The sequence below is a fragment of the Streptomyces gamaensis genome, from assembly GCF_042656465.1.
GTDB lineage: Bacteria > Actinomycetota > Actinomycetes > Streptomycetales > Streptomycetaceae > Streptomyces > Streptomyces gamaensis.
This window is the reverse complement of record NZ_JBHSPB010000013.1, coordinates 38,310-56,749: the sequence shown is the minus strand read 5'-3', so window position 1 is coordinate 56,749 and position 18,440 is coordinate 38,310. Positions and strand designations below refer to the sequence as shown.

The following is an 18,440-nucleotide window of genomic DNA, read 5'->3' as shown; positions in this document are numbered from 1 at the left end:
CGCTCAACCCCTCCCGCACCCGCGCACCACAGGGCCACCGGCAGGCACCACCCCGCAACACCACCGCGCACCCCCGCCGCACCGCCCTCCGACGCCCCCGCCCCGCGGAGTCACCCATGAGCCCGAGCCACGAGACGCCCCTCCCCTCTCACCCCACTCTGCGGCTGCTGCGCCTGCTCGCCCCGTACTGGCGGCGGCTGTTGCCCGCCGCGCTCGCCTCGGCCGCCGCCGAGCTGGCCGCGGCGGCGCTGATGGCGACGGCTGCCTGGCTGATCACCCGGGCCGCCGAGCAGCCGCCGCTGTCCGCCGTGAGCGTGGCGATCGTCGGCGTGCGCGCCCTGGCCCTGGGGCGGGGCCTGCTGCGGTACGGGGACCGGCTGCTCGGCCACGACGGCGTGCTCCGCGCGGTCGCGGGCTTCCGTACCCGCGTCTACGAGTCCCTGGTGCCGCTGGCCCCGGCCGGCATCCCCGCCTACCGCAGCGGGGACCTGCTGACCCGGCTCGTCGACGACGTCGACGCCGTCCAGGACCTGCTGCTGCGCGTACTGATCCCGCTGACGACGGCGTGCGTGGTCGCGGCCGGGGGCGTCGGGCTGACCGCCGCGCTGCTGCCGGAGGCCGCCCCGGTCCTGGCGGCCGGCCTGGCCCTCGCGGGCGTGGGCGTCCCGGCGCTGGTGCTCGCCGCGTCCGGCCGGGCCGGCCGCGCGGAGAAGGCGGCGCGCGCCGAACTGGCCGCGCTCACCGTGGACCTGGCGCAGGGCGCGGCCGACCTCGCGGCGTTCGGCGCCGAGGACGCGGCGCACGCCCGCGCCCGCCGGGCGGGCGCCCGCATCGCCGCCCTGGAGCGCCGCAAGGCCCTGACCACCGGTCTGGGCGCGGCGGCCGTCCTGCTGTGCCAGGGCGCGGCGACCATCGGCGTCACCCTGCTCGCCCTGCGCGCGCACGCGGCCGGTGAACTGCCCGCGACGGAGCTGACCGTCCTCGCGGTGATCGCCCTGGTGTCCTTCGAGACGGTCGCCCCGCTGCCCGCCGCGGCCCGCCGGCTGGCGGAGGTCCGGGCGAGCGCCCGCCGGCTCGCGGCGCTCCTGGCCTCCCCGCACCCCGTCGCCGAACCGGCCGCCCCGGCCCCGCCGGCCGCCGGCGGGCCCGTCGCCGTGGAGATCTCCGGGCTGCGGGTGCGCCACCGCCCCGACGGCCCCGCCGTCCTGGACGGGGTGGACCTGCGGCTGCCGGCCGGCCGCCGCGTCGCCCTCGTCGGCGCGAGCGGCGCCGGCAAGTCGACGCTGCTCGCCGCGCTCATGCGGTTCGTGGACTACGAGGCGGGCAGCATCCGCGTCGGCGGCCGCGAGCTGCGCGAGTGCCACGGGGCCGACGTACGGCGGGTGATCACGGGCATGACCCAGGACGCGCACGTCTTCCACACCACGATCCGCGCCAATCTGCTCCTGGCCCGCCCCGACGCCACCGAGGAGCAGCTGCGCGCGGCGGCCCGGGGCGCCCGGCTCCTGGAGTGGATCGAGTCGCTGCCCGAGGGCTGGGAGACCGTCCTCGGCGAGGGCGGCGGCTCGATGTCCGGCGGCCAGCGCCGCCGGCTGCTCCTGGCCCGCGCGCTGCTCGCCGACCCGCCGGTGCTCGTCCTGGACGAGCCGACCGAGGGCCTCGATCCGGACACCGCCGACGAGGTGCTCACCGACGTCCTCGACGCCACCCGGGGCCGCACCACCTTGATCATCACGCATCGGCAGGCGGGCCTCGCGGCCGCCGACGAGATCGTCGTCCTCGACCGCGGCCGCCTCGGCACCCCGCGCCCGCCGGCCTCGGTGGCCCTCGCCCGGTGACCGGCGACGCGACGACCGACAACGCAGAGAGCCCCCGGCCGTACCGGCCGGGGGCTCTCTCATGGGGAGTGGAGATGGCGGGAATCGAACCCGCGTCCAACGGTGCGGAAACAGGGCTTCTCCGAGCGCAGTCCGCTGCGCTTTTCTCGGCCCCGGAGATCACACGGACAAGTCTCCGACGGGCTCAGTCACTGTTTGGTTTCCCACTCGGTCCCGTGACCGGACCTAGTGGTTTAGTCCCCTAGCTGATGCCAGGATCCGGGTCGGGAACAGCCCCGGGCTGACACTTCGCAAGTCGCTGCTTAGGCAGCGAGGGCGAAGGAATCGCGCTTGGTGTTGGCGATTATTGGTTTCGGCCTGTGGTTTACGAGATCATGGCCGCTTCCTCGGCTCGCTTCCCCTGCTTCGACATCCGCTGTCGAAACCGATCATCCCCATGTGGTGTTTTCAAGCTGCTCCCCGCGCGAGCGGGGTGCGTGCGCCCCTGCTGGGGTGCGATCTCCATCGTACGCGACCGCCACGCGGCCGTGCCAGCGAATTCTAGTGCCGCTGACGGCGCCGCGCGGCGGCGATGGCGCGGTCGGACTCGCGGCGGTCCTGCTTCTCGCGCAGCGTCTGCCGCTTGTCGTACTCCTTCTTGCCCTTGGCGAGGGCGATCTCGACCTTGGCCCGGCCGTCCTTGAAGTACAGCGACAGCGGCACGATCGTGTGCCCCGTCTCCTGGCTCTTGGACGTGAGCTTGTCGATCTCCACGCGGTGCAGCAGCAGCTTGCGCTTGCGGCGCGCGGCGTGGTTGGTCCACGTGCCCTGGCTGTACTCGGGGATGTGGACGTTGTGCAGCCACGCCTCGCCACCGTCCATCTGCACGAAGCCGTCGGCGAGCGAAGCACGGCCCTGGCGCAGGGACTTGACCTCGGTGCCGGTGAGCACCATGCCGCACTCGTAGGTGGTGAGGATGTGGTAGTCGTGCCGCGCCTTCTTGTTCTGCGCGATCAGCTTGCGGCCCGGCTCCTTGGCCGCCTTGCTCAACTGCTTTCCCATAGTGCGGCCATTGTCGCACTAGGACCCGGTCCCCAGGCCAGTCAATACTTCCCGGGCCCGCTGCTCGGCATCGCCCCGCACGGGCACGTCGGGCACGATGCCGTGGCCGTCGACGGCGTGGCCGGCGGGGGTGCGGTAGTGGCCGACGGTCAGTTCGGCGACGGAGCCGTCGGGCAGCAGGCTCGGCATCTGCACCGAGCCCTTGCCGAAGGTGCGGGAGCCGACGACGACGGCGCGGCCCCGGTCCTGCAGCGCCCCGGTGAGCAGCTCGGCGGCGCTCATGGTGCCCCCGTCGACGAGGACGACGAGCGGGGGCCCGGTGGCCCCGCCGGGGACGGCCCGCAGCACCCGCTGCCGGCCGTGCACGTCGTAGGTGGCGACGGGGCCGCCGTCGAGGAAGGCGGAGGCGGCGGTCACGGCCTCGCTGACCAGGCCCCCGGAGTTGCCCCGCAGATCGAGCAGGACGCCCTCGCCGGGGGCGGCCTCGCGCACCGCGCGGCGGACGCGCTCGCCGGTGCCGCGGGTGAAGGAGGAGACCTTGATCCGGGTGGCCGGGGGGCCGCCGGCCGTGCCGCGCAGCCGCTCGACGGCGACGCTCTCGGAGGTCAGCCGCTCCCGGTAGACGGTGCGCTCCCAGCCGCGCCCGGCCCGCTCCAGGCCGAGCCGGACCGGGGTGCCGGGGATGGCCGGGCCCGGCGCGGTGAGCGGTCTGCCGCCGGGGCCCTCGGGGGGCTCGGGGTCGCCGCGCAGCCGGGCCACGACCTCGGTGACCGGCCGGCCGTCCACGGGCACCCCGTCCAGGGCGCGCAGCCGGTCGCCGGCCCGGACCCCGGCGCGGGCGGCGGGGCTGCCCTCGCGGACGCTGTCGACCAGGGTGCTGCCGCCGGCGCCGCGTCTCAGGGACAGGCCGACGCCGATGTACGCGCCGTCCAGGGCGCGCTCGAAGCCCTCGTACTCGCGGGCGCTGTAGACGGTGCTCCAGCGGTCGGTGCCGGCGCCGTCCTCCGGGGCGCTCGCGTCGGCCTCGCCGGCGGTGCGGGCGGCGGCGGCCTCCAGGGCGCGCAGTCCGGCCGTACGGGCGTCGACGCCGGGGGCCGCGCCCACGGCGTGCCCCGTCTCCGGGGCGGGGGCCTCGGTGGGTCTGCGGCCCGGGTGCCCGGCGGCGGGGGCCCAGGCCCCGGCGGCGGCGCCCGTCGCCAGGACGCCCGCGAAGACCAGCGTCAGGGCGGCGCCCCGCCGGGCGCGGCGCCCCCGGGAGGACGACGGCCGGGCCGGGCCGGGTGGGAACGAGCGCGCCGGGTCGGGCATGCGCGTGAGTCTAGGACAGAAGCGGGCGCCGTACGGGGAGTTGACCGCACGGCGCCCTGAGCGTCCGGTTCAGCGCGGGGCGCTCGCGCCCCACGTGCGACGGCTACACCTTGAGGTACTTCTGCAGCGTCGCGAACGCGGCGAGCGCGGGCATGAGCAGCCCGATGGCGATGACCAGCGGCAGCTTGGCGAGGACCGCGTCCCAGCCGAGGAACTGGATGACGTTGATCTGGTGCACCAGCCAGTTGTCGACGAGGAAGTACTGGCCGCACACCAGCAGCACGCACGCGAGCCCGCCGCCGAGGAGCCCGGCGAAGGCGGCCTCCATCACGAACGGGATCTGGATGTAGAAGCTGGAGGCGCCGACCAGCCGCATGATCCCGGTCTCGCGGCGGCGGCTGAACGCCGACACCCGCACGGTGTTGACGATCAGCATCAGCGCGACGACGAGCATCAGCGCCATCAGTCCGAGCGCCGCGGCGTTCATGCCGTTGAGCAGGTTGAGGATGTTGGAGAGCACCGCGCGCTGGTCCTGTACGGACTGCACGCCGGGCCGCTTGGTGAAGGCGCTGGAGATGACCTCGTACTTGGCGGGGTCCTTGAGCTTGACGCGGAAGGACTCCTGCATCTGGTCCAGGGTCAGGTAGCCGGCGATCGGGGAACTCTTGCCGAACTGCTCCTGGTAGTGCTTGTACGCCTCCTCCGCGGTCTCGAACTGGACGCTCTGGACGAGCGGCATCTTCTCCAGGTCGGCGCGGATCTCCTTCTTCTGGTCCTCGGTGACCGCCCCCTTCGCGCAGGACGGGAAGGACTCCGCGTCCGTCTTGTTGCAGAGGTAGATGGAGACGTTGACCTTGTCGTACCAGTAGCCCTTCATCGTGCTGACCTGCTCGCGCATGAGCAGCGACCCGCCGAAGAGGGCGAGCGAGAGGGCGACGGAGACGATGACCGCGAAGGTCATCGTGAGATTGCGGCGGAGACCGACGCCGATCTCCGACAGGACGAACTGGGCGCGCATGGCGTCCTTTCAGTGCTGGTAGCCGTAGACGCCGCGCGACTGGTCGCGCACGAGACGGCCCTTTTCCAATTCGATGACGCGCTTGCGCATCTGGTCCACGATCTGCTGGTCGTGGGTGGCCATGATGACCGTGGTCCCCGTCCGGTTGATCCGGTCCAGCAGCTTCATGATGCCGACGGAGGTCTGCGGGTCCAGGTTGCCGGTGGGCTCGTCGGCGATCAGCAGCAGCGGCCGGTTGACGAACGCGCGGGCGATGGCGACGCGCTGCTGTTCACCGCCGGAGAGTTCGCCGGGCATGCGCTCCTCCTTGCCGCCCAGGCCCACGAGTTCGAGGACCTGGGGGACGGCCTTGCGGATCTCGCCGCGCGGTTTGCCGATGACCTCCAGGGCGAAGGCGACGTTCTCGCCGACCGTCTTGCTGGGCAGCAGCCGGAAGTCCTGGAAGACGGTGCCCAGCTGGCGGCGCATGTGCGGCACCTTCCAGTTGGAGAGCCGGGCCAGGTCCTTGCCGAGCACATGGACCTGGCCGGAGGTGGCGCGCTCCTCGCGCAGCAGCAGCCTCAGGAAGGTGGACTTGCCGGAGCCGGACGAGCCGACCAGGAAGACGAACTCACCCTTCTCGATCTCCAGCGAGACGTCGCGGAGTGCCGGACGGTTCTGCTTGGGGTAGGACTTGGAGACGTTGTCGAATCGGATCACGGTGCACCACGCGTCGGCCGGGACAGGGAACACGGAACGCCGCGTTCCACGGCTTCCGTCGGTGTGCGTGACCCTACGCGAAGCACCGGTGCGCGTGCAGTCGGCGTACGCTGTTGGCGCGTTTATTACCGACCCCGCCGGGGACAAACCGAGGACAAAGGGGCTGCGTCCGCGCCGGCCGGCAGCCGCGCCGCGTGAGCGGCCGGGCCGCCGCCGTGATGGAGGGAACCGCCCGGCTCTCCCACGCGTTGGACGTACCGGAGGAGGAGATCGCATGACATGCGACCGACTGGTGTGCGCCAACTGCGCGGCCCCCGTCAGCGAGGGCCGGTGCCCGGTCTGCCGGGCCAGCAGGGAGCGGCTGCAGCAGCAGGCAGGCGTCTTCGCCGGGCTGACCCCGGCGGCCCTGCTCGTGCTGCTGGTGGCGCTCATAGCGCTCGCGGTGCTCGCCAACAACTTCGCCGTGTGAGCGATCGGTTACTCACGGGCGCGATGTGCGCGCTTTCGTGGTCGTGACGTGCCGAAGGGCCCGGGACGCGAGGCGTCCCGGGCCCTTCCGCGTGTGCGCGGCCCCGTCCGCCGCGGCGCTCGGGGCGGAAGCGGAGCGAGGGCCCGCGCGGGGTCAGGCCGTGGTGCCGCCGCGGGTCATCAGCCGCGGCAGCAGCCGGAAGCCGATACCGCCGGCGATCATCGTCGCGGCGCCGACGGCCAGATAGGCCGCCTGACCGGCACCGGTCTGGGCGAGCTCGCCGGTCTGGGCCAGCTCCTCCTTGGGCTTGGCCTGCTGCACGGGCTGGACCGTACCGTCCGTGCCCGTCGCGCAGTTGCTCGCGGTGTCGACGGGGCAGACGGGACCGGTGGCGTTGCCGTTGGCGGAGCCGTTGTTGCCGGGGGTGGCGGAACCGTTGCCGCCGCCGGTGCTGCTGCCCGTGGCACCGCCGGTGCCGCTGTGCTCACCGCCGGTGCTGCCGTGCTCGCCGCCGCCGGTGCTGCCGGTGCCGCCGGAGGTGCCCTGGCCGCCGGTGGTCGTACTGCCCGTCGTACCGGTGCCGCCCGTGCTCGTACCGGAGGAGGAACCGCCGGACGTACCGGTGGAGCTGCCGCCGGTGCTCGTGCCGGAGGTCGTGCTGCCGGTCGTGCCCGAGGTGGAGCTGCCGGACGTACCGGAGGTGGTCTCACCGGACGTGCCGGAGGAGCTGCCCGACGTGGAGCTGCCCGACGTGGAGCTGCCCGACGTGCCGGACGTCGTGCTGCCCGTGGTCGTCTCACCGGACGTACCGGAGGAGCTGCCGGACGTGGAGCTGCCGGTCGTGCCCGTACCCGACGTGGAGCTGCCCGACGTGCCCGAGGTGGAACTGCCGGACGTGCCCGAGGTGCTCGAACCGGACGTGCCCGAGGTGGTGCTGCCGGGGCCCGCCGTCGAGCCGTCCGTCGTACTGCCGGACGTACCCGACGTGCTGCTGCCCGACGTGCCCGAGGTGGTGCTGCCCGGACCCGCCGTGCTCCCCTCGGTGCCCGCGCCGCCCGCGGCGGTGCCCGTACCGCCGGCCGTCGTGCCGCCCGCGGTCTGCCCGCCCTGCGGAATGTGGTCCGGGTCCGTGACGGCGATGCCGGGGACCTGGACGTGGACGCCGGCGGCCGCGGCGGCCCCGGCGGCGGTCAGCGAGGCGCCCGCCGCGACAACCGCGCCCGCGGCTATGCGCGCGACCCGCAGCCGCGTCTTCTTGGTCATATGCTGCTACCCCCAGTAGCCGGTCTCGTCTTGGGAACGGCCATGCCCGGGGCGGTGATTGCGCGCGGACCGGGGAGCGCCGTCACCGGCCGTACCGGCCGGACCCGGCCGCCCCCGCCGCACGCGCCCCAGTGATACGCATGCCGCCCGCCAGCCTTGCCACTTTTTGAGGCAGCGTCAAGGCTGATACGGGCGGAATGTCCAACTATGGGGTGCTCGGCGGCACTTGTCAGGGGACGGACCTCCGTCCCCCCGCGGCTACTGCTCCTGCTTCGCCTGCTGCTCCTGCTGCTTGCGCCAGCGGATGCCCGCCTCCAGGAAGCCGTCGATGTCACCGTCCAGCACGGAGGTCGGGTTGCCGACCTCGAACTCGGTACGCAGGTCCTTGACCATCTGGTAGGGGTGCAGGACGTACGAACGCATCTGGTTTCCCCAGGAGTTGCCGCCGTCGCCCTTGAGGGCGTCCATCTTGGCCTGCTCCTCCTGCCGGCGCCGCTCCAGCAGCTTCGCCTGCAGCACGTTCATCGCGGTCGCCCGGTTCTGGATCTGCGAGCGCTCGTTCTGGCAGGAGACGACGATGCCCGTCGGGATGTGCGTGATGCGCACCGCCGAGTCGGTGGTGTTCACACCCTGGCCGCCGGGGCCGGAGGAACGGTAGACGTCGATGCGCAGCTCGGACTCGTCGATGTCGACGTGGTCGCTCTGCTCGACGACCGGCAGCACCTCGACACCCGCGAAGGAGGTCTGGCGACGCCCCTGGTTGTCGAACGGCGAGATGCGCACGAGACGGTGGGTGCCCTGCTCGACCGAGAGCGTGCCGTAGGCGTAGGGGGCCTGGACGGCGAAGGTGGTCGACTTGATGCCGGCCTCCTCCGCGTAGGAGGTCTCGTAGATCTCCGTCTTGTAGCCGTGGCGCTCGGCCCAGCGCAGATACATGCGCTGCAGGCGCTCGGCGAAGTCGGAGGCGTCGACGCCGCCGGCCTCGGCGCGGATGTTCACCAGCGCCTCACGGGCGTCGTACTCGCCGGACAGGAGGGTACGGACCTCCATCTCGTCCAGCGCCTTGCGGACGGAGGCCAGCTCGGACTCGGCCTCGGCGAGGGCGTCGGCGTCGTCCTCGGCCTCGGCGAGCTCGAAGAGCACCCCGAGGTCGTCGATCCGGCCGCGCAGCGACTCGGTCTTGCGCAGCTCCGCCTGGAGGTGCGAGAGCCGACTGGTGATCTTCTGCGCCGCCTCCGGGTCGTCCCACAGGGACGGGGCGGCCGCCTGCTCCTCGAGCACGGCGATGTCGGCCCTCATCTTGTCGAGGTCCAGGACGGCCTCGATCGACCCCATGGTCGAGGAGAGGGACTTCAGCTCTTCGGATACATCAACGACTGCCACGAACCCAGCCTAACGGCTGCGCGGAGCACTCGGTGCCGGGCGGGCTGACGCCCGCAGCACCCGGCTCCGGGGCCCCGGAAACGGGCCGGGCGGCCCGGTACGGGGCGGCTCCGCCGGGGGGCCGCCGAGAGCCGGTGCCGGGGCGGGGCCCGGCGCCCGTCTCCCTGCCCCTGGCACCGGGGGCGGCTCCGCCGGGAGAGCACCGACAGCCGGTACCGGGGCGGACCCCCGGCCCCGCTTCCCCGCCCGGAGGCGGCAGGGGCAGGAGGCCGCTCCCGGCGGGCCGCACACCGGGCGGGGGCGGGCCCTGCCCGGACACAGCGGGGCCGGGTGCCCGGAGTTCTGCCGCGCGGGCCGGCTCCGCCCGGAGACCGCCGACAGCCGGGTCAGGGGCGGGGACACGGGCGCCGGGTGCCCGCAGGCGTGCCGCCCGGAGACGGCAGGGGCCGGAGGCCGCTCCCGGCGGGCCGCACACCGGTGGGGCGGGTGCCGAAGTTCTGCCGCCGGGGCAGACCCGTGCCGGACGCTGCGGGCCTCAGCCCGTGGCTGTCGGGCAGCCCGGGCCCGCCCGGAGCCGTACACCCCACCCGCCCCGCGCGGAGCGCTACCGCGGGGTGTCCTCGCGGTGGACGCCGGGGCGGTCGGGGGCGGGACCGTCGTGGTCGGAGGCGGCGAACCAGCCGCCGATGCCCGCCGCCGTCGCCAGGGCCACCGCCGCCGCCCCGAACTTGATGCGGCGGCGCCGGGTCTCGGCGGGTGAGCGGTGCCGGGCCGAGCCCGCCCGGCGCTGGCCCGGTGCGCGGGGCGTACGGGCGGTGCCGTGCGCCCCGCCCGCGAGCTCGGCCGGGCTGGGCACCCGCATGCTCGTATGGGTCTCACGGCTGGAGTCGGAGACAGCGCCCGGCACGAGCGGCACCGCCCCCCGGCGCCGCACCGGCACGGCCGCGTCCACCGCGCCGCGCGCGCTCTCCACGGCGCCCTCGCGGACCGCCGCCCCGTCGGGCACGGCGACCGGCTCGTCCTCCTCCGGTTCGTCGATGTCCAGCGGCGGCAGTCCGGCCAGCCCGGGCAGCAGCTCGCGCAGCCGCGCGGCCAGCTCCGGGGCGCGCAGCCGGGACGCCGGGCCCTTGGCCAGGCACTGGACGAGGAGCTGCCACAGCTCGTCGGGGATGCCCGGCAGCGGGGCCACGGTCTCGGTGACGTGCCGGCGCAGCACCGCCCCGGGATGGCCGCCGCCGAACGGTGTGAAGCCGGCGAGCAGCTCGTACAGGACGGTCGCCAGCGCGTACACGTCGACGGAGGCGCGCGGCGGGAGCCCCTCGACGATCTCGGGGGCGAGGTAGTCGGGGGTGCCGATGACGCTGCGCGGGCCGACGGTCCGGCCGCCGCCGGGGCCGCCCCCGGGCTGCCGCTCGCGGGCCGGGCGGGGCACGTCGACCAGGCGCGCGATGCCGAAGTCGGTGAGCAGCGCGGGGTGCGCGCCGCCGGGGCCGAGCGGCCCCTGCATGTCGAGCAGGACGTTCTCGGGCTTGACGTCGCGGTGCACGATCCCGGCGGCGTGGGCCGCCGCGAGGCCCTCGGCGACGTCGGCGACGATGGCGACGGCGGCCTCGGGGGCCAGGCGCCGCTCGCGGTCGAGCCGGGTGCGCAGATCCGTGCCGCGCACGAGGTCCATGACGAGTGCGAGGTCGTTGCCGTCGACGACGAGGTCGCGCACGCCGACGACATGGGGGTGGTCGAGGCCGAGGAGGGCGGCCCGCTCCTGCACGAAGCGGCCGACGAGCTCCTGGTCCGAGGCGAGGTCCTCGCGCAGGAGCTTGATGGCGACCGGGCCCTCGGGGCCCTCGCCGAGCCATACCGTGCCGGCGCTGCCGCGGCCGAGGACCTGGTGGGCGGTGTACCGGCTGCCGATCTTCCGTGCCAAGGCTGCTCCGGCTCCTTCCTGACTTCCGCCGCCGTCCGCATCGGGAGGCGCGTTGGCGACAAAGCTACGCGGCTGACGGGACGTTAGGGACACCGAACAGCGCCAACCCTCGCTTCCGCCCCGGAAAACACCCTTCAGGTGTCGACAAATCCACAGGACGAGGGCTCGGCGCGGGCCGTGCGGCGCTACTTTCCGGACGGTCCGCCGAGACTCGAAACCCAGTCCTTGACGTCCGAGACCCACTTCCAGGTCGTGTCCCAGAAGCCGCGCCCGTCGGCGACCCAGTCCTTGAGCGGGGTGAACTCCCACACCAGCCAGGAGCCGACGACGAGCAGCAGGACCATGAACAGACAGCCCTTGAGGCAGCCGAGCCCGGGGATCCGCATCGGGTTGGCACCGCGCTGCCGGGGCGGCCGCGGCTCGCGGCGCGGGGCGGGCGCGGGCGGCTCGGGGGCGTACCTCTGCGGCTGCGGCTCCTGATGGCGCGGCACCGGGGCCTGGCGGCGGGCGGGGCGCTGCGGCGCGTACGGCTGCTGCTGGGGCTGCGGCTGCGGCGCGTACCCCTGGGGCTGGGGCGGGTAGTGCGGCGCGTAGCCCTGCTGCGGGTACGGCTGCGGCGGCTGCCCCTGCGGGGCCGGCGGCTGCGGGGCCGCCCGGCGCTGGGGGCGGCGGCGCAGCGGGTCCTCGCTGGGGTCGAGGTAGCGGACCTCGGTCTGGTCGTTGCGGTCGCGGGCCGCGCGCAGCTGGGTCTGCCACGGGTGCGCCCCGTCGCCGTCCTGCCCGGGCGGCAGCGGGGGCACGGGGGGCATGGCGCGCGTGGGGTCGGCGCCGCCCGCCGGGCCGGAGCCCGTGGGCATGACGCGGGTCGGATCGGCGCCGCCCGCCGGGCCCGGGCCCGTGGGCAGCACGCGCGTGGGGTCACCGGCGCCGTGCGGCCCGCCGGTGCTGGGCAGCACGCTGGTCGCCCCGTTCGGGTCGTACCCGCCCGGGTACCCGGCGCCGGCCGGCGGCAGCACCTGCGTGGGGTCGGCGGCGCCCGTGCCCTCCCCCGTGCCCGGCACGTGCGCGGGCTCCGGGTCCGGGGCGAGGAGCGCGCCGACGCCGAGCGCGGCCTCGGCCTGCTGCGGGGAGGCGTGCACCCCGACGCCCGCGGCGACCACACGCAGGGCGCGCGCGAGGTTCTCGGCGCTCGGCCGCTCCTCGGGGCGCTTGCGCAGGCAGCGCTCGATGACCGTCCACAGGGGCTCGGGGAGCGTGGTGGGGCGGCGCGGCTCCTCGCTCAGGTGCCGGTGCAGCACTTCCAGGGCGGTCGCGCCGGCGAAGGGCGGCCGCCCGGTGACCAGTTCGTACAGCAGGATGCCCGCGCCGTAGATGTCGACGGCGGAGGTCTGCGGGCGGCCCTCGGCGGACTCGGGCGCGACGTAGGCGGGCGTGCCGACGAACTCGTGGGTGCGGGTCAGGCCGGGCGAGTCGGCCAGGCGCGCGATGCCGAAGTCGGTGAGCATCGGCCGCATCAGGTCGCCGTCGGCGCCGGCGAGCAGCACGTTGGCGGGCTTGAGGTCGCGGTGGACGACGCCGTCGGCGTGGCTGGCGGCGAGCGCGTCGGCGATCTGCGCGGTGAGCAGGGCGGCCGCGACCGGGGTGAACGGGCCGTTCTCGCGCAGGTAGCGGTGCAGGTCGGGCCCGTCGACGAGATCCATCACCAGGGCGAGGAGATCGCCCTCGACGACGAGGTCGCGGGTGCGGACGATGTTGGGGTGGGTGAGGCGCAGCAGGACCGAGCGCTCCCGCAGGAAGCGCATCACCACGTCCGCGTCGTTGGCCAGCTCCTCCTTGAGGACCTTGATGGCGACGGTCTCGCCGGGCTGTCCGGCCACGGCGGCCTCGGCCCCCGCCGCCTCCCTCTGGCGGGCGCGCCAGACGGTGCCCGTCGCCCCGCGTCCGAGCACCTCCTCCAGGAGGTACTTGCTGCCTACCGGCCGCACGTCATGCGCTCCCTGATCGTGAAAGTTCGCCGTGGCCTCCGTCGTACCCGGCCTCCGCCCACTGTAGTGCTGTCGCACGGGCCACCGGCCTGCCGGAATCAGTGGGGCTTACGGGAAGGACGCCCCCACCGGGCCCGTGGTTGCCGGGAGGCGGACGGCGCGGCTCCGCGCCGCCGTCGCGCCCCGTCGCGCCGCCCGCCGGAAAGCCGTCACGAACAGGCACGGAAGCAGCACAAGAGGGGCCGCCGCCGGGCCCGTAACGATCCCGCTACGGACACCTCGCGCCATTCGTCGGCACGGTCCGGTCACCGGTGGCCGCGCGCCCGTCCCTCGCGGAACCGCAAGATCATGAATCTGGGGTCTTGCCGGGCGCGTTGTCGGCGGCAGGTGCGAGGATGCTCGCAGCACGGATGCGGTGGGGCGGCAGCGCGGGCCCCGGAGCGACGTGGCGACCTGTACGTGCCGAAGCGCCCGTGCACGGTGGGGGACGGCCGCGAGGGCCGAGCAGTCCCCGGCCGGGCCGGGGGCAGGAAGGGACCGTTGACGGCGATGCAGATCAGGCTGACCGTCCTCGGGCCGCTCAGCGGCCGCACCGACCGGGCCGCATGCGCCTGCGACGTGCTCGTGACCGCCCCCACGGGGACCGCCCTCGCGAGCGTGACCAGCGGGCTCGCCGCGGCCGTCGCGGCGGCGGGCGCGGACCTCGGCAGCGGAGCGGCCGCGGTCTACGCGGGCACCGAGCGGCTCGACGCCCAGCGCTGCGCGCTGGGCGAGCCGCCGCTGATCGACGGCGCCGTGCTGTCGCTGACCGCCCCGGCCGATCCGGAGCAGCACGCGGGCGTGCTGCTGTCCGGGCTGCCGGAGGCCGCCGCCCGGCTGCATGTGGTCTCCGGGCCCGATGCGGGCGGCGTGCATCTGCTGCACGGCGGGGAGGTCCGTATCGGCCGCTCGGCGGGCGCGGACGTGCCCCTGGACGACCCGGACGTCTCCCGCCTGCACTGCGCGGTCACCCTGCACGAGGACGGCGCGGTGACCCTGCGCGACCTCGGCTCCACCAACGGCACCACGCTGGGCGGCGAGCGGGTCGGCGAGCAGCCGGTGGCGTTCGCGCCGGGCGCGCTGCTGCGGGTCGGCGAGTCCGCCCTGAGCCTGCACGGCACGCGGGGCGGCGGCGGGACGCACCCGCGCGTGCTGCCGGCGGCTCCGGACGGCGAGGGCCATCTGCGGGTGGGCGCCGGGGAGGCCGGACCCGGTCCGGCCGGGGAGGTGCCGCCGCCGGTGACGGGCCCGTGGCTGGGCGGCCCGCACGCGCCCGGCTCCTGGCAGCCCGCCGAGCCGGGCGCGCACCAGGGGGCGGAAGCGGGGCCGTACGGGCCCGGCCCCGCCGCGTACGAGGAGCCCTCCGCCGGTACGGACGGGCACGACGGCCCCCTCACCCACGGCGGGCGCGGCGTCCCCCTGGCCCCGCCGCCGGCCGGGGCGGCAGGGCGCGGCGGCCCGGTCCGCGGCATAGGCGCATGGGCCCGCAGGCTGGCCGGCGGGCGCGGCGCGGCGGACGGCGTCCGGCCCGGCGAGGACGGCCCGCAGGAGGCCGACGCGGAGCGGGCCGACGCCGAGGCGGCCGCGCTGCGCGAGCGCTGGCCGGATCCGGCGGGCGTGCTGCTGACCGCGCTCGGCCCGGGCCCGCGCCTGTGGGAGCGCGGCGGCGACCACGCGGATCTGCTGACGGTGCGGCTGGGCACCGCCGACCGCTGCCCCGCCGACGGCGCCCCCCTGAGGTCCGTGCCGGTGACGGTCGCCCTGCGGCAGGCGGGCGCGCTGGGGCTGGCCGGGCCCCGGGAGCGGCTGGCCGGGCTGGCCCGCTCGGTGCTCGCGCAGCTCGCGGCACTGCACTCGCCGACTGTGCTGGAGTGCGTGCTGATCAGCGCGGACCGCGCGCGCCCGGCGGCGGAGCGGCTCGCGGAGTGGTCGTGGACGGGCTGGCTGCCGCAGCTGCGCCCGGCGCGCGGCCAGGACTGCCGGCTGCTGCTGGCCTACGACCGCGAGCAGGCGGCGGCCCGCGTCGCGGAGCTCACGCGCCGTCTCGACGAGGGCCCGCTCGGCCCGCACTGGGCGGCCGCCCCGGAGGCGGCCGTGGCGGCGGCCGCCGAGCGCCACCCCGGCCCGTACACGGTGCTGGTGGTGGACGGCGACCCGGGTTCGGCGGAGCTGCGCGAGAGCGTCGCGCGGCTGGCCGTGGCGGGTCCCGCTGCGGGCATCCATCTGATCGCGCTCGCGGAGGCCCCGGCCACCACGCCGGCTTCCCCCGTCGCCGCGACCCTGGCGACGGCGCGCTCGGTGTCCCCGGCGTTCCCGTACTGCGGGGCGGTGGGGCTGCTGAGCGGTGACGTGGCGACGGTGGTGCAGCTGATCCACCGCGCGCCCGCGAGCGCGCGGGGCGGTACGGACGGCGAACGCGCCGCGGCTGCTGGGCGGTTCGGCGGGCTCGTGGCGGAGGGCCGGGGGACGGCCGCCGACGAGCCGGCGCCCGTGGCGCAGTACGGCGGGGCCGGGCACGCGGGGGCCGCGGTGATCGCGGCGGTCGACGCGGTGTCGCGGGCGTGGGCGGAGCGGTTCGCCCGTGCCATGGCGCCGCTGCGGATGGCGGACGCCTCGGGCGGGCGGGGCATGGACGCGCGGGTGGCGGCGGCGCTGCCGCGCACGGCCCGGCTGCTCGACGAGCTGGGGCTCGCGCGGGCCACGCCCGCCTCGCTGACGGCCCGTTGGGCCTCCGCCCTGGACCGGGGGGCCCGGCCGGGCGGCCGGGCCGTGGCCGTGCTCGGCGCCGGCCCGCACGGGCCGCTGGCCGTGGACCTGGCGGCCGACGGCCCGCATCTGCTGGTCGAGGGCGGTCCCGGCTGCGGCAAGAGCGAGCTGCTGCGCTCGCTGGCCGCCTCGCTGGCCGCCGCCGACCGGCCCGACCGGCTCTCGCTGGTCCTGGTCGACGGCGCGGGCACCGAGCGCGGCGAGGGCCTGCGGCTGTGCACGGACCTGCCGCACGTGTCGACCCATCTCGCGGCCAACGACCCTGTGCGCATGCGGGAGTTCGCGCAGGCCCTCAGCTCCGAGCTCAAGCGCCGGGCCGAGCTGCTGGGGCAGCTGGACTTCACCGCCTGGCACGAGCGCCGCACCGCACCGCCGGCGGCGGGGAGCCCCGGGATCGTCGCGCCGCGCAGACCGGTGGACTCCCCGCCCCCCGCGCGTCCCCCGCACCCGGGGGCGGTCGCCGTCGCCCCGGCCGGGGCGGGCGATCTGGACCCGGCCCCCAGCGGCACGCTGAAGCTGCGCACGGCCCGGAGCGCGGAGCAGACCCGCACGGCCGACACGGCGCTGCCCCGGCTCGTCGTCCTCGTCGACGACTTCGACGCGCTGGTCGCCCCCGCGCTCGGCAGCACCGGCCGCCCGGCGGCGGGTTCGGTGGTGCGTGCCCTGGAGGCGGTGGCCCGGGAGGGGGCGCGGCTGGGCGTGCACCTGATCACCGCGTCGGGCCGTCCGGACCGTACGGCGGAGACCGCCGCGGTCGAGCGGTCCGGGCTGCGCGCCGTGCTGGAGATCGCGCCCGCCTGCGAGGGGGCCGCCGAGACCGGCGGCGGGCCGGTGCCCGGCCGGGGCCGGCTGCTGCGGCCGGACGACGGGGCGACGACTCCCTTCCAGGCGGGCCGGGTCACCGGCCGTATCCCGCGCACGACCACCCTGCGGCCGACCGTGGTGCCGCTGGACTGGCAGCGCATGGGCGACCCGCCGACCCGCCGGCCGCTGCGTGAGCTGGGCAACGGGCCCACCGACCTGGCGCTGCTCGCCAGCGCGCTGCAGCGGGCGGCGCAGTCGGCCGGAGCGGAGGCGGCGCCACCGCTGCTGTGACCCGCGCCGGGCCCCCGGCCGGGGTGTGACGTGCCATCACAGCCCGGTCACGATCACCGCCCCTGCCCCGAAGACGGTATTGCGGCCGCCGGTCGCCGGGCGTAGGACTACTCGCACGGGGAGACGGGCCGCAGGCCGGGTGACCTGCGCGACGGCCGTCCACGGGGATCTCGTGCGAGGGGGGCGGGGAAGCGATGGCGGCATTACGGACACCGTTGCGCAGGGCGCGCGCGCCACGTGCCGCGCCGGCGCGGCGCAGAGTGCGCGGAGCGCTCGCGGTGGCCGCGGCGGGGGCGCTGGCGCTGACGACGGCGGGCTGCGCCGACGACCACGGCGGGCAGCGGGAAGCGGGCGCGCAGGCCGTGCCGCACACGGTGCGACTGCCGGGGCTGGCCGGGCAGCACCTCAAGGTCACCGCCGTGTGGACGGGCGCCGAGCAGAAGAGTTTCACCAAGGTGCTGGACGAGTTCGCCCGGCGGACCGGCGCGCGGGTCTCGTTCGTCCCCAGCGGTGACGACATGTCGGCGTTCATCGGCTCGAAGGTCGCCGGCGGCGACCCGCCGGACGTCGCGATGCTCCCGCAGCCGGGCGTGCTCCACGAGTTCGCGCGCAAGGGCTGGCTGCGGCCGCTCGACCCCGAAGCGGCCGGGCAGCTCGCGAAGAACTTCTCCAAGGGCTGGCAGGACCTGGGCAGTTGGGAGGGCCGGCGCTACGGCGTGTACTTCAAGGCCGGCAACAAGTCCCTCATCTGGTACAACGCGAAGATCTTCGACGCGGCGGGGGCCGAAGTGCCGCGCACCTGGCCCGAGTTCCTGCGTGCCGCCCAGCTGATCGCCGACTACGGCGTCGACCCGGTCTCGGTGGCCGGGGCCGACGGCTGGACGCTCACCGACTGGTTCGAGAACATCTACCTCTCGCAGGCGGGCCAGGAGAAGTACGACGGGCTCACCCGGCACACCGTCAAGTGGACGGATCCGTCGGTGACTCAGGCGCTGACCACGCTGGCCCAGCTGTTCGGCAAGCGGGAGCTGCTCGCCGGCGGCAACGCGGGCGCGCTGCGGACCCAGTTCCCCACCTCCGTCACGAAGGCCTTCGCCGGCGGGGCGGACGCGAAGGCCGCGATGGTCTACGAGGGCGAGATCTGCGTTCCCAACATCACGGCGACGGGCGCCGTGGTCGGCAAGGACGCGAAGGTCTTCCCGTTCCCGGCGGTGGGTGCCGAACGCCCGGTGGTGACCGGCGGGGACGTGGCCGTCGCGCTGCGGCCCGGGGCGGCCGCGCAGGCGCTGATGACCTTCCTCGCCTCCCCCGACGCGGCGGCCGTCTGGGCCGGGCAGGGCGGGTTCGTCTCGGCCAACCGCTCCCTGGACCTGTCCGCCTACCGCGACGACACCCTGCGCTCCATCGCCAAGGTGCTGGTGGAGGCGGGCGATTCCTTCCGCTTCGACATGTCCGACCAGGCGCCCGCGTCCTTCGGCGCCAAGCCCGGGCAGGGCGAGTGGAAGGACCTCCAGGACTTTCTGCAGAACCCGTCCGACGTGGCCGGCGCCCAGCGGCGGCTGGAGGAGGACGCGCAGAAGGCGTACAGGACCTATACGAACTGACGGGAGCC

General features: G+C 75.7%; 13 protein-coding genes and 1 other RNA gene. 5 read left to right on the top strand and 9 right to left on the bottom strand.

Annotation, left to right across the window (positions count from 1 at the left end):
- The first annotated feature begins 116 nt into the window (after window positions 1–116).
- Entirely contained in the window at window positions 117–1,838 is a 1,722-nt protein-coding gene (cydC, locus tag ACFP1Z_RS21300) for a thiol reductant ABC exporter subunit CydC (protein WP_390318373.1), read from the top strand.
- Window positions 1,839–1,904: 66 nt separating this feature from the next.
- Here cydC and ssrA read toward each other — a convergent pair.
- The 5 genes from ssrA to ftsE all read right to left on the bottom strand — a co-directional run bounded on the left by ssrA (window position 1,905) and on the right by ftsE (window position 5,904).
- Window positions 1,905–2,274, bottom strand: a transfer-messenger RNA (tmRNA) gene (gene ssrA / locus ACFP1Z_RS21295).
- 104 nt (window positions 2,275–2,378) lie between these two features.
- Window positions 2,379–2,879, bottom strand: a complete 501-nt coding sequence (gene smpB, locus ACFP1Z_RS21290) for an SsrA-binding protein SmpB (RefSeq protein ID WP_390318372.1) — start codon at window positions 2,877–2,879, stop codon at window positions 2,379–2,381.
- A gap of 18 nt (window positions 2,880–2,897) precedes the next feature.
- Window positions 2,898–4,187 (bottom strand): S41 family peptidase, encoded by a 1,290-nt coding sequence (locus ACFP1Z_RS21285; protein WP_390318371.1) that lies wholly within the window; start codon window positions 4,185–4,187, stop codon window positions 2,898–2,900.
- 103 nt (window positions 4,188–4,290) lie between these two features.
- Window positions 4,291–5,205: a permease-like cell division protein FtsX gene (gene ftsX / locus ACFP1Z_RS21280; RefSeq protein ID WP_390318369.1), complete on the bottom strand. Its 915-nt coding sequence runs from the start codon at window positions 5,203–5,205 to the stop codon at window positions 4,291–4,293.
- 9 nt (window positions 5,206–5,214) lie between these two features.
- Window positions 5,215–5,904, bottom strand: coding sequence for a cell division ATP-binding protein FtsE (ftsE, locus tag ACFP1Z_RS21275; RefSeq protein ID WP_390318367.1), 690 nt, complete (start codon window positions 5,902–5,904; stop codon window positions 5,215–5,217).
- A 274-nt stretch (window positions 5,905–6,178) separates the two neighbouring features.
- Here ftsE and ACFP1Z_RS21270 point away from each other — a divergent pair, with 274 nt between their 5' ends.
- Window positions 6,179–6,373, top strand: coding sequence for a hypothetical protein (locus tag ACFP1Z_RS21270; protein WP_390318365.1), 195 nt, complete (start codon window positions 6,179–6,181; stop codon window positions 6,371–6,373).
- Between the two features lie 153 nt (window positions 6,374–6,526).
- Here the strand turns inward: ACFP1Z_RS21270 and ACFP1Z_RS21265 are convergent, their stop codons facing one another.
- On the bottom strand, window positions 6,527–6,694 hold the full coding sequence (locus ACFP1Z_RS21265) for an LPXTG cell wall anchor domain-containing protein (RefSeq protein ID WP_390318364.1): 168 nt from the start codon (window positions 6,692–6,694) through the stop codon (window positions 6,527–6,529).
- 19 nt (window positions 6,695–6,713) lie between these two features.
- On the opposite strand from ACFP1Z_RS21265, the gene ACFP1Z_RS21260 reads away from it, so the two are divergent.
- A complete protein-coding gene (locus tag ACFP1Z_RS21260) occupies window positions 6,714–7,655 on the top strand; it encodes a hypothetical protein (protein WP_390318362.1) in 942 nt (313 codons plus the stop codon).
- 239 nt (window positions 7,656–7,894) lie between these two features.
- Here the strand turns inward: ACFP1Z_RS21260 and prfB are convergent, their stop codons facing one another.
- The 3 genes from prfB to ACFP1Z_RS21245 all read right to left on the bottom strand — a co-directional run bounded on the left by prfB (window position 7,895) and on the right by ACFP1Z_RS21245 (window position 12,928).
- Window positions 7,895–9,019 (bottom strand): peptide chain release factor 2, encoded by a 1,125-nt coding sequence (gene prfB, locus ACFP1Z_RS21255; RefSeq protein ID WP_390318360.1) that lies wholly within the window; start codon window positions 9,017–9,019, stop codon window positions 7,895–7,897.
- A gap of 604 nt (window positions 9,020–9,623) precedes the next feature.
- On the bottom strand, window positions 9,624–10,943 hold the full coding sequence (locus ACFP1Z_RS21250) for a serine/threonine-protein kinase (RefSeq protein WP_390318358.1): 1,320 nt from the start codon (window positions 10,941–10,943) through the stop codon (window positions 9,624–9,626).
- Between the two features lie 185 nt (window positions 10,944–11,128).
- Entirely contained in the window at window positions 11,129–12,928 is a 1,800-nt protein-coding gene (locus ACFP1Z_RS21245) for a serine/threonine-protein kinase (protein ID WP_390318356.1), read from the bottom strand.
- Between the two features lie 549 nt (window positions 12,929–13,477).
- Between ACFP1Z_RS21245 and ACFP1Z_RS21240 the strand changes: the two genes are divergently transcribed.
- The gene (locus ACFP1Z_RS21240) at window positions 13,478–16,828 is read left to right on the top strand and encodes an FtsK/SpoIIIE domain-containing protein (RefSeq protein ID WP_390318355.1); all 3,351 of its coding nucleotides are present in this window, start codon (window positions 13,478–13,480) and stop codon (window positions 16,826–16,828) included.
- Between the two features lie 194 nt (window positions 16,829–17,022).
- Complete coding sequence (locus ACFP1Z_RS21235) at window positions 17,023–18,432, top strand: ABC transporter substrate-binding protein (RefSeq protein ID WP_390318353.1); 1,410 nt, start codon at window positions 17,023–17,025, stop codon at window positions 18,430–18,432.
- Window positions 18,433–18,440: the final 8 nt, after the last annotated feature.

What these genes read in the sequence shown, in the direction of transcription:
- ACFP1Z_RS21270 (WP_390318365.1), top strand. Translation starts at nt 6,179, where the DNA reads ATGACATGCGACCGACTGGTGTGCGCCAACTGCGCGGCCCCCGTCAGC.
- ACFP1Z_RS21240 (WP_390318355.1), top strand. Translation starts at nt 13,478, where the DNA reads ATGCAGATCAGGCTGACCGTCCTCGGGCCGCTCAGCGGCCGCACCGAC.
- ftsX (WP_390318369.1), bottom strand. Translation starts at nt 5,205, where the DNA reads ATGCGCGCCCAGTTCGTCCTGTCGGAGATCGGCGTCGGTCTCCGCCGC.
- cydC (WP_390318373.1), top strand. Translation starts at nt 117, where the DNA reads ATGAGCCCGAGCCACGAGACGCCCCTCCCCTCTCACCCCACTCTGCGG.
- ACFP1Z_RS21285 (WP_390318371.1), bottom strand. Translation starts at nt 4,187, where the DNA reads ATGCCCGACCCGGCGCGCTCGTTCCCACCCGGCCCGGCCCGGCCGTCG.
- smpB (WP_390318372.1), bottom strand. Translation starts at nt 2,879, where the DNA reads ATGGGAAAGCAGTTGAGCAAGGCGGCCAAGGAGCCGGGCCGCAAGCTG.
- ACFP1Z_RS21235 (WP_390318353.1), top strand. Translation starts at nt 17,023, where the DNA reads ATGGCGGCATTACGGACACCGTTGCGCAGGGCGCGCGCGCCACGTGCC.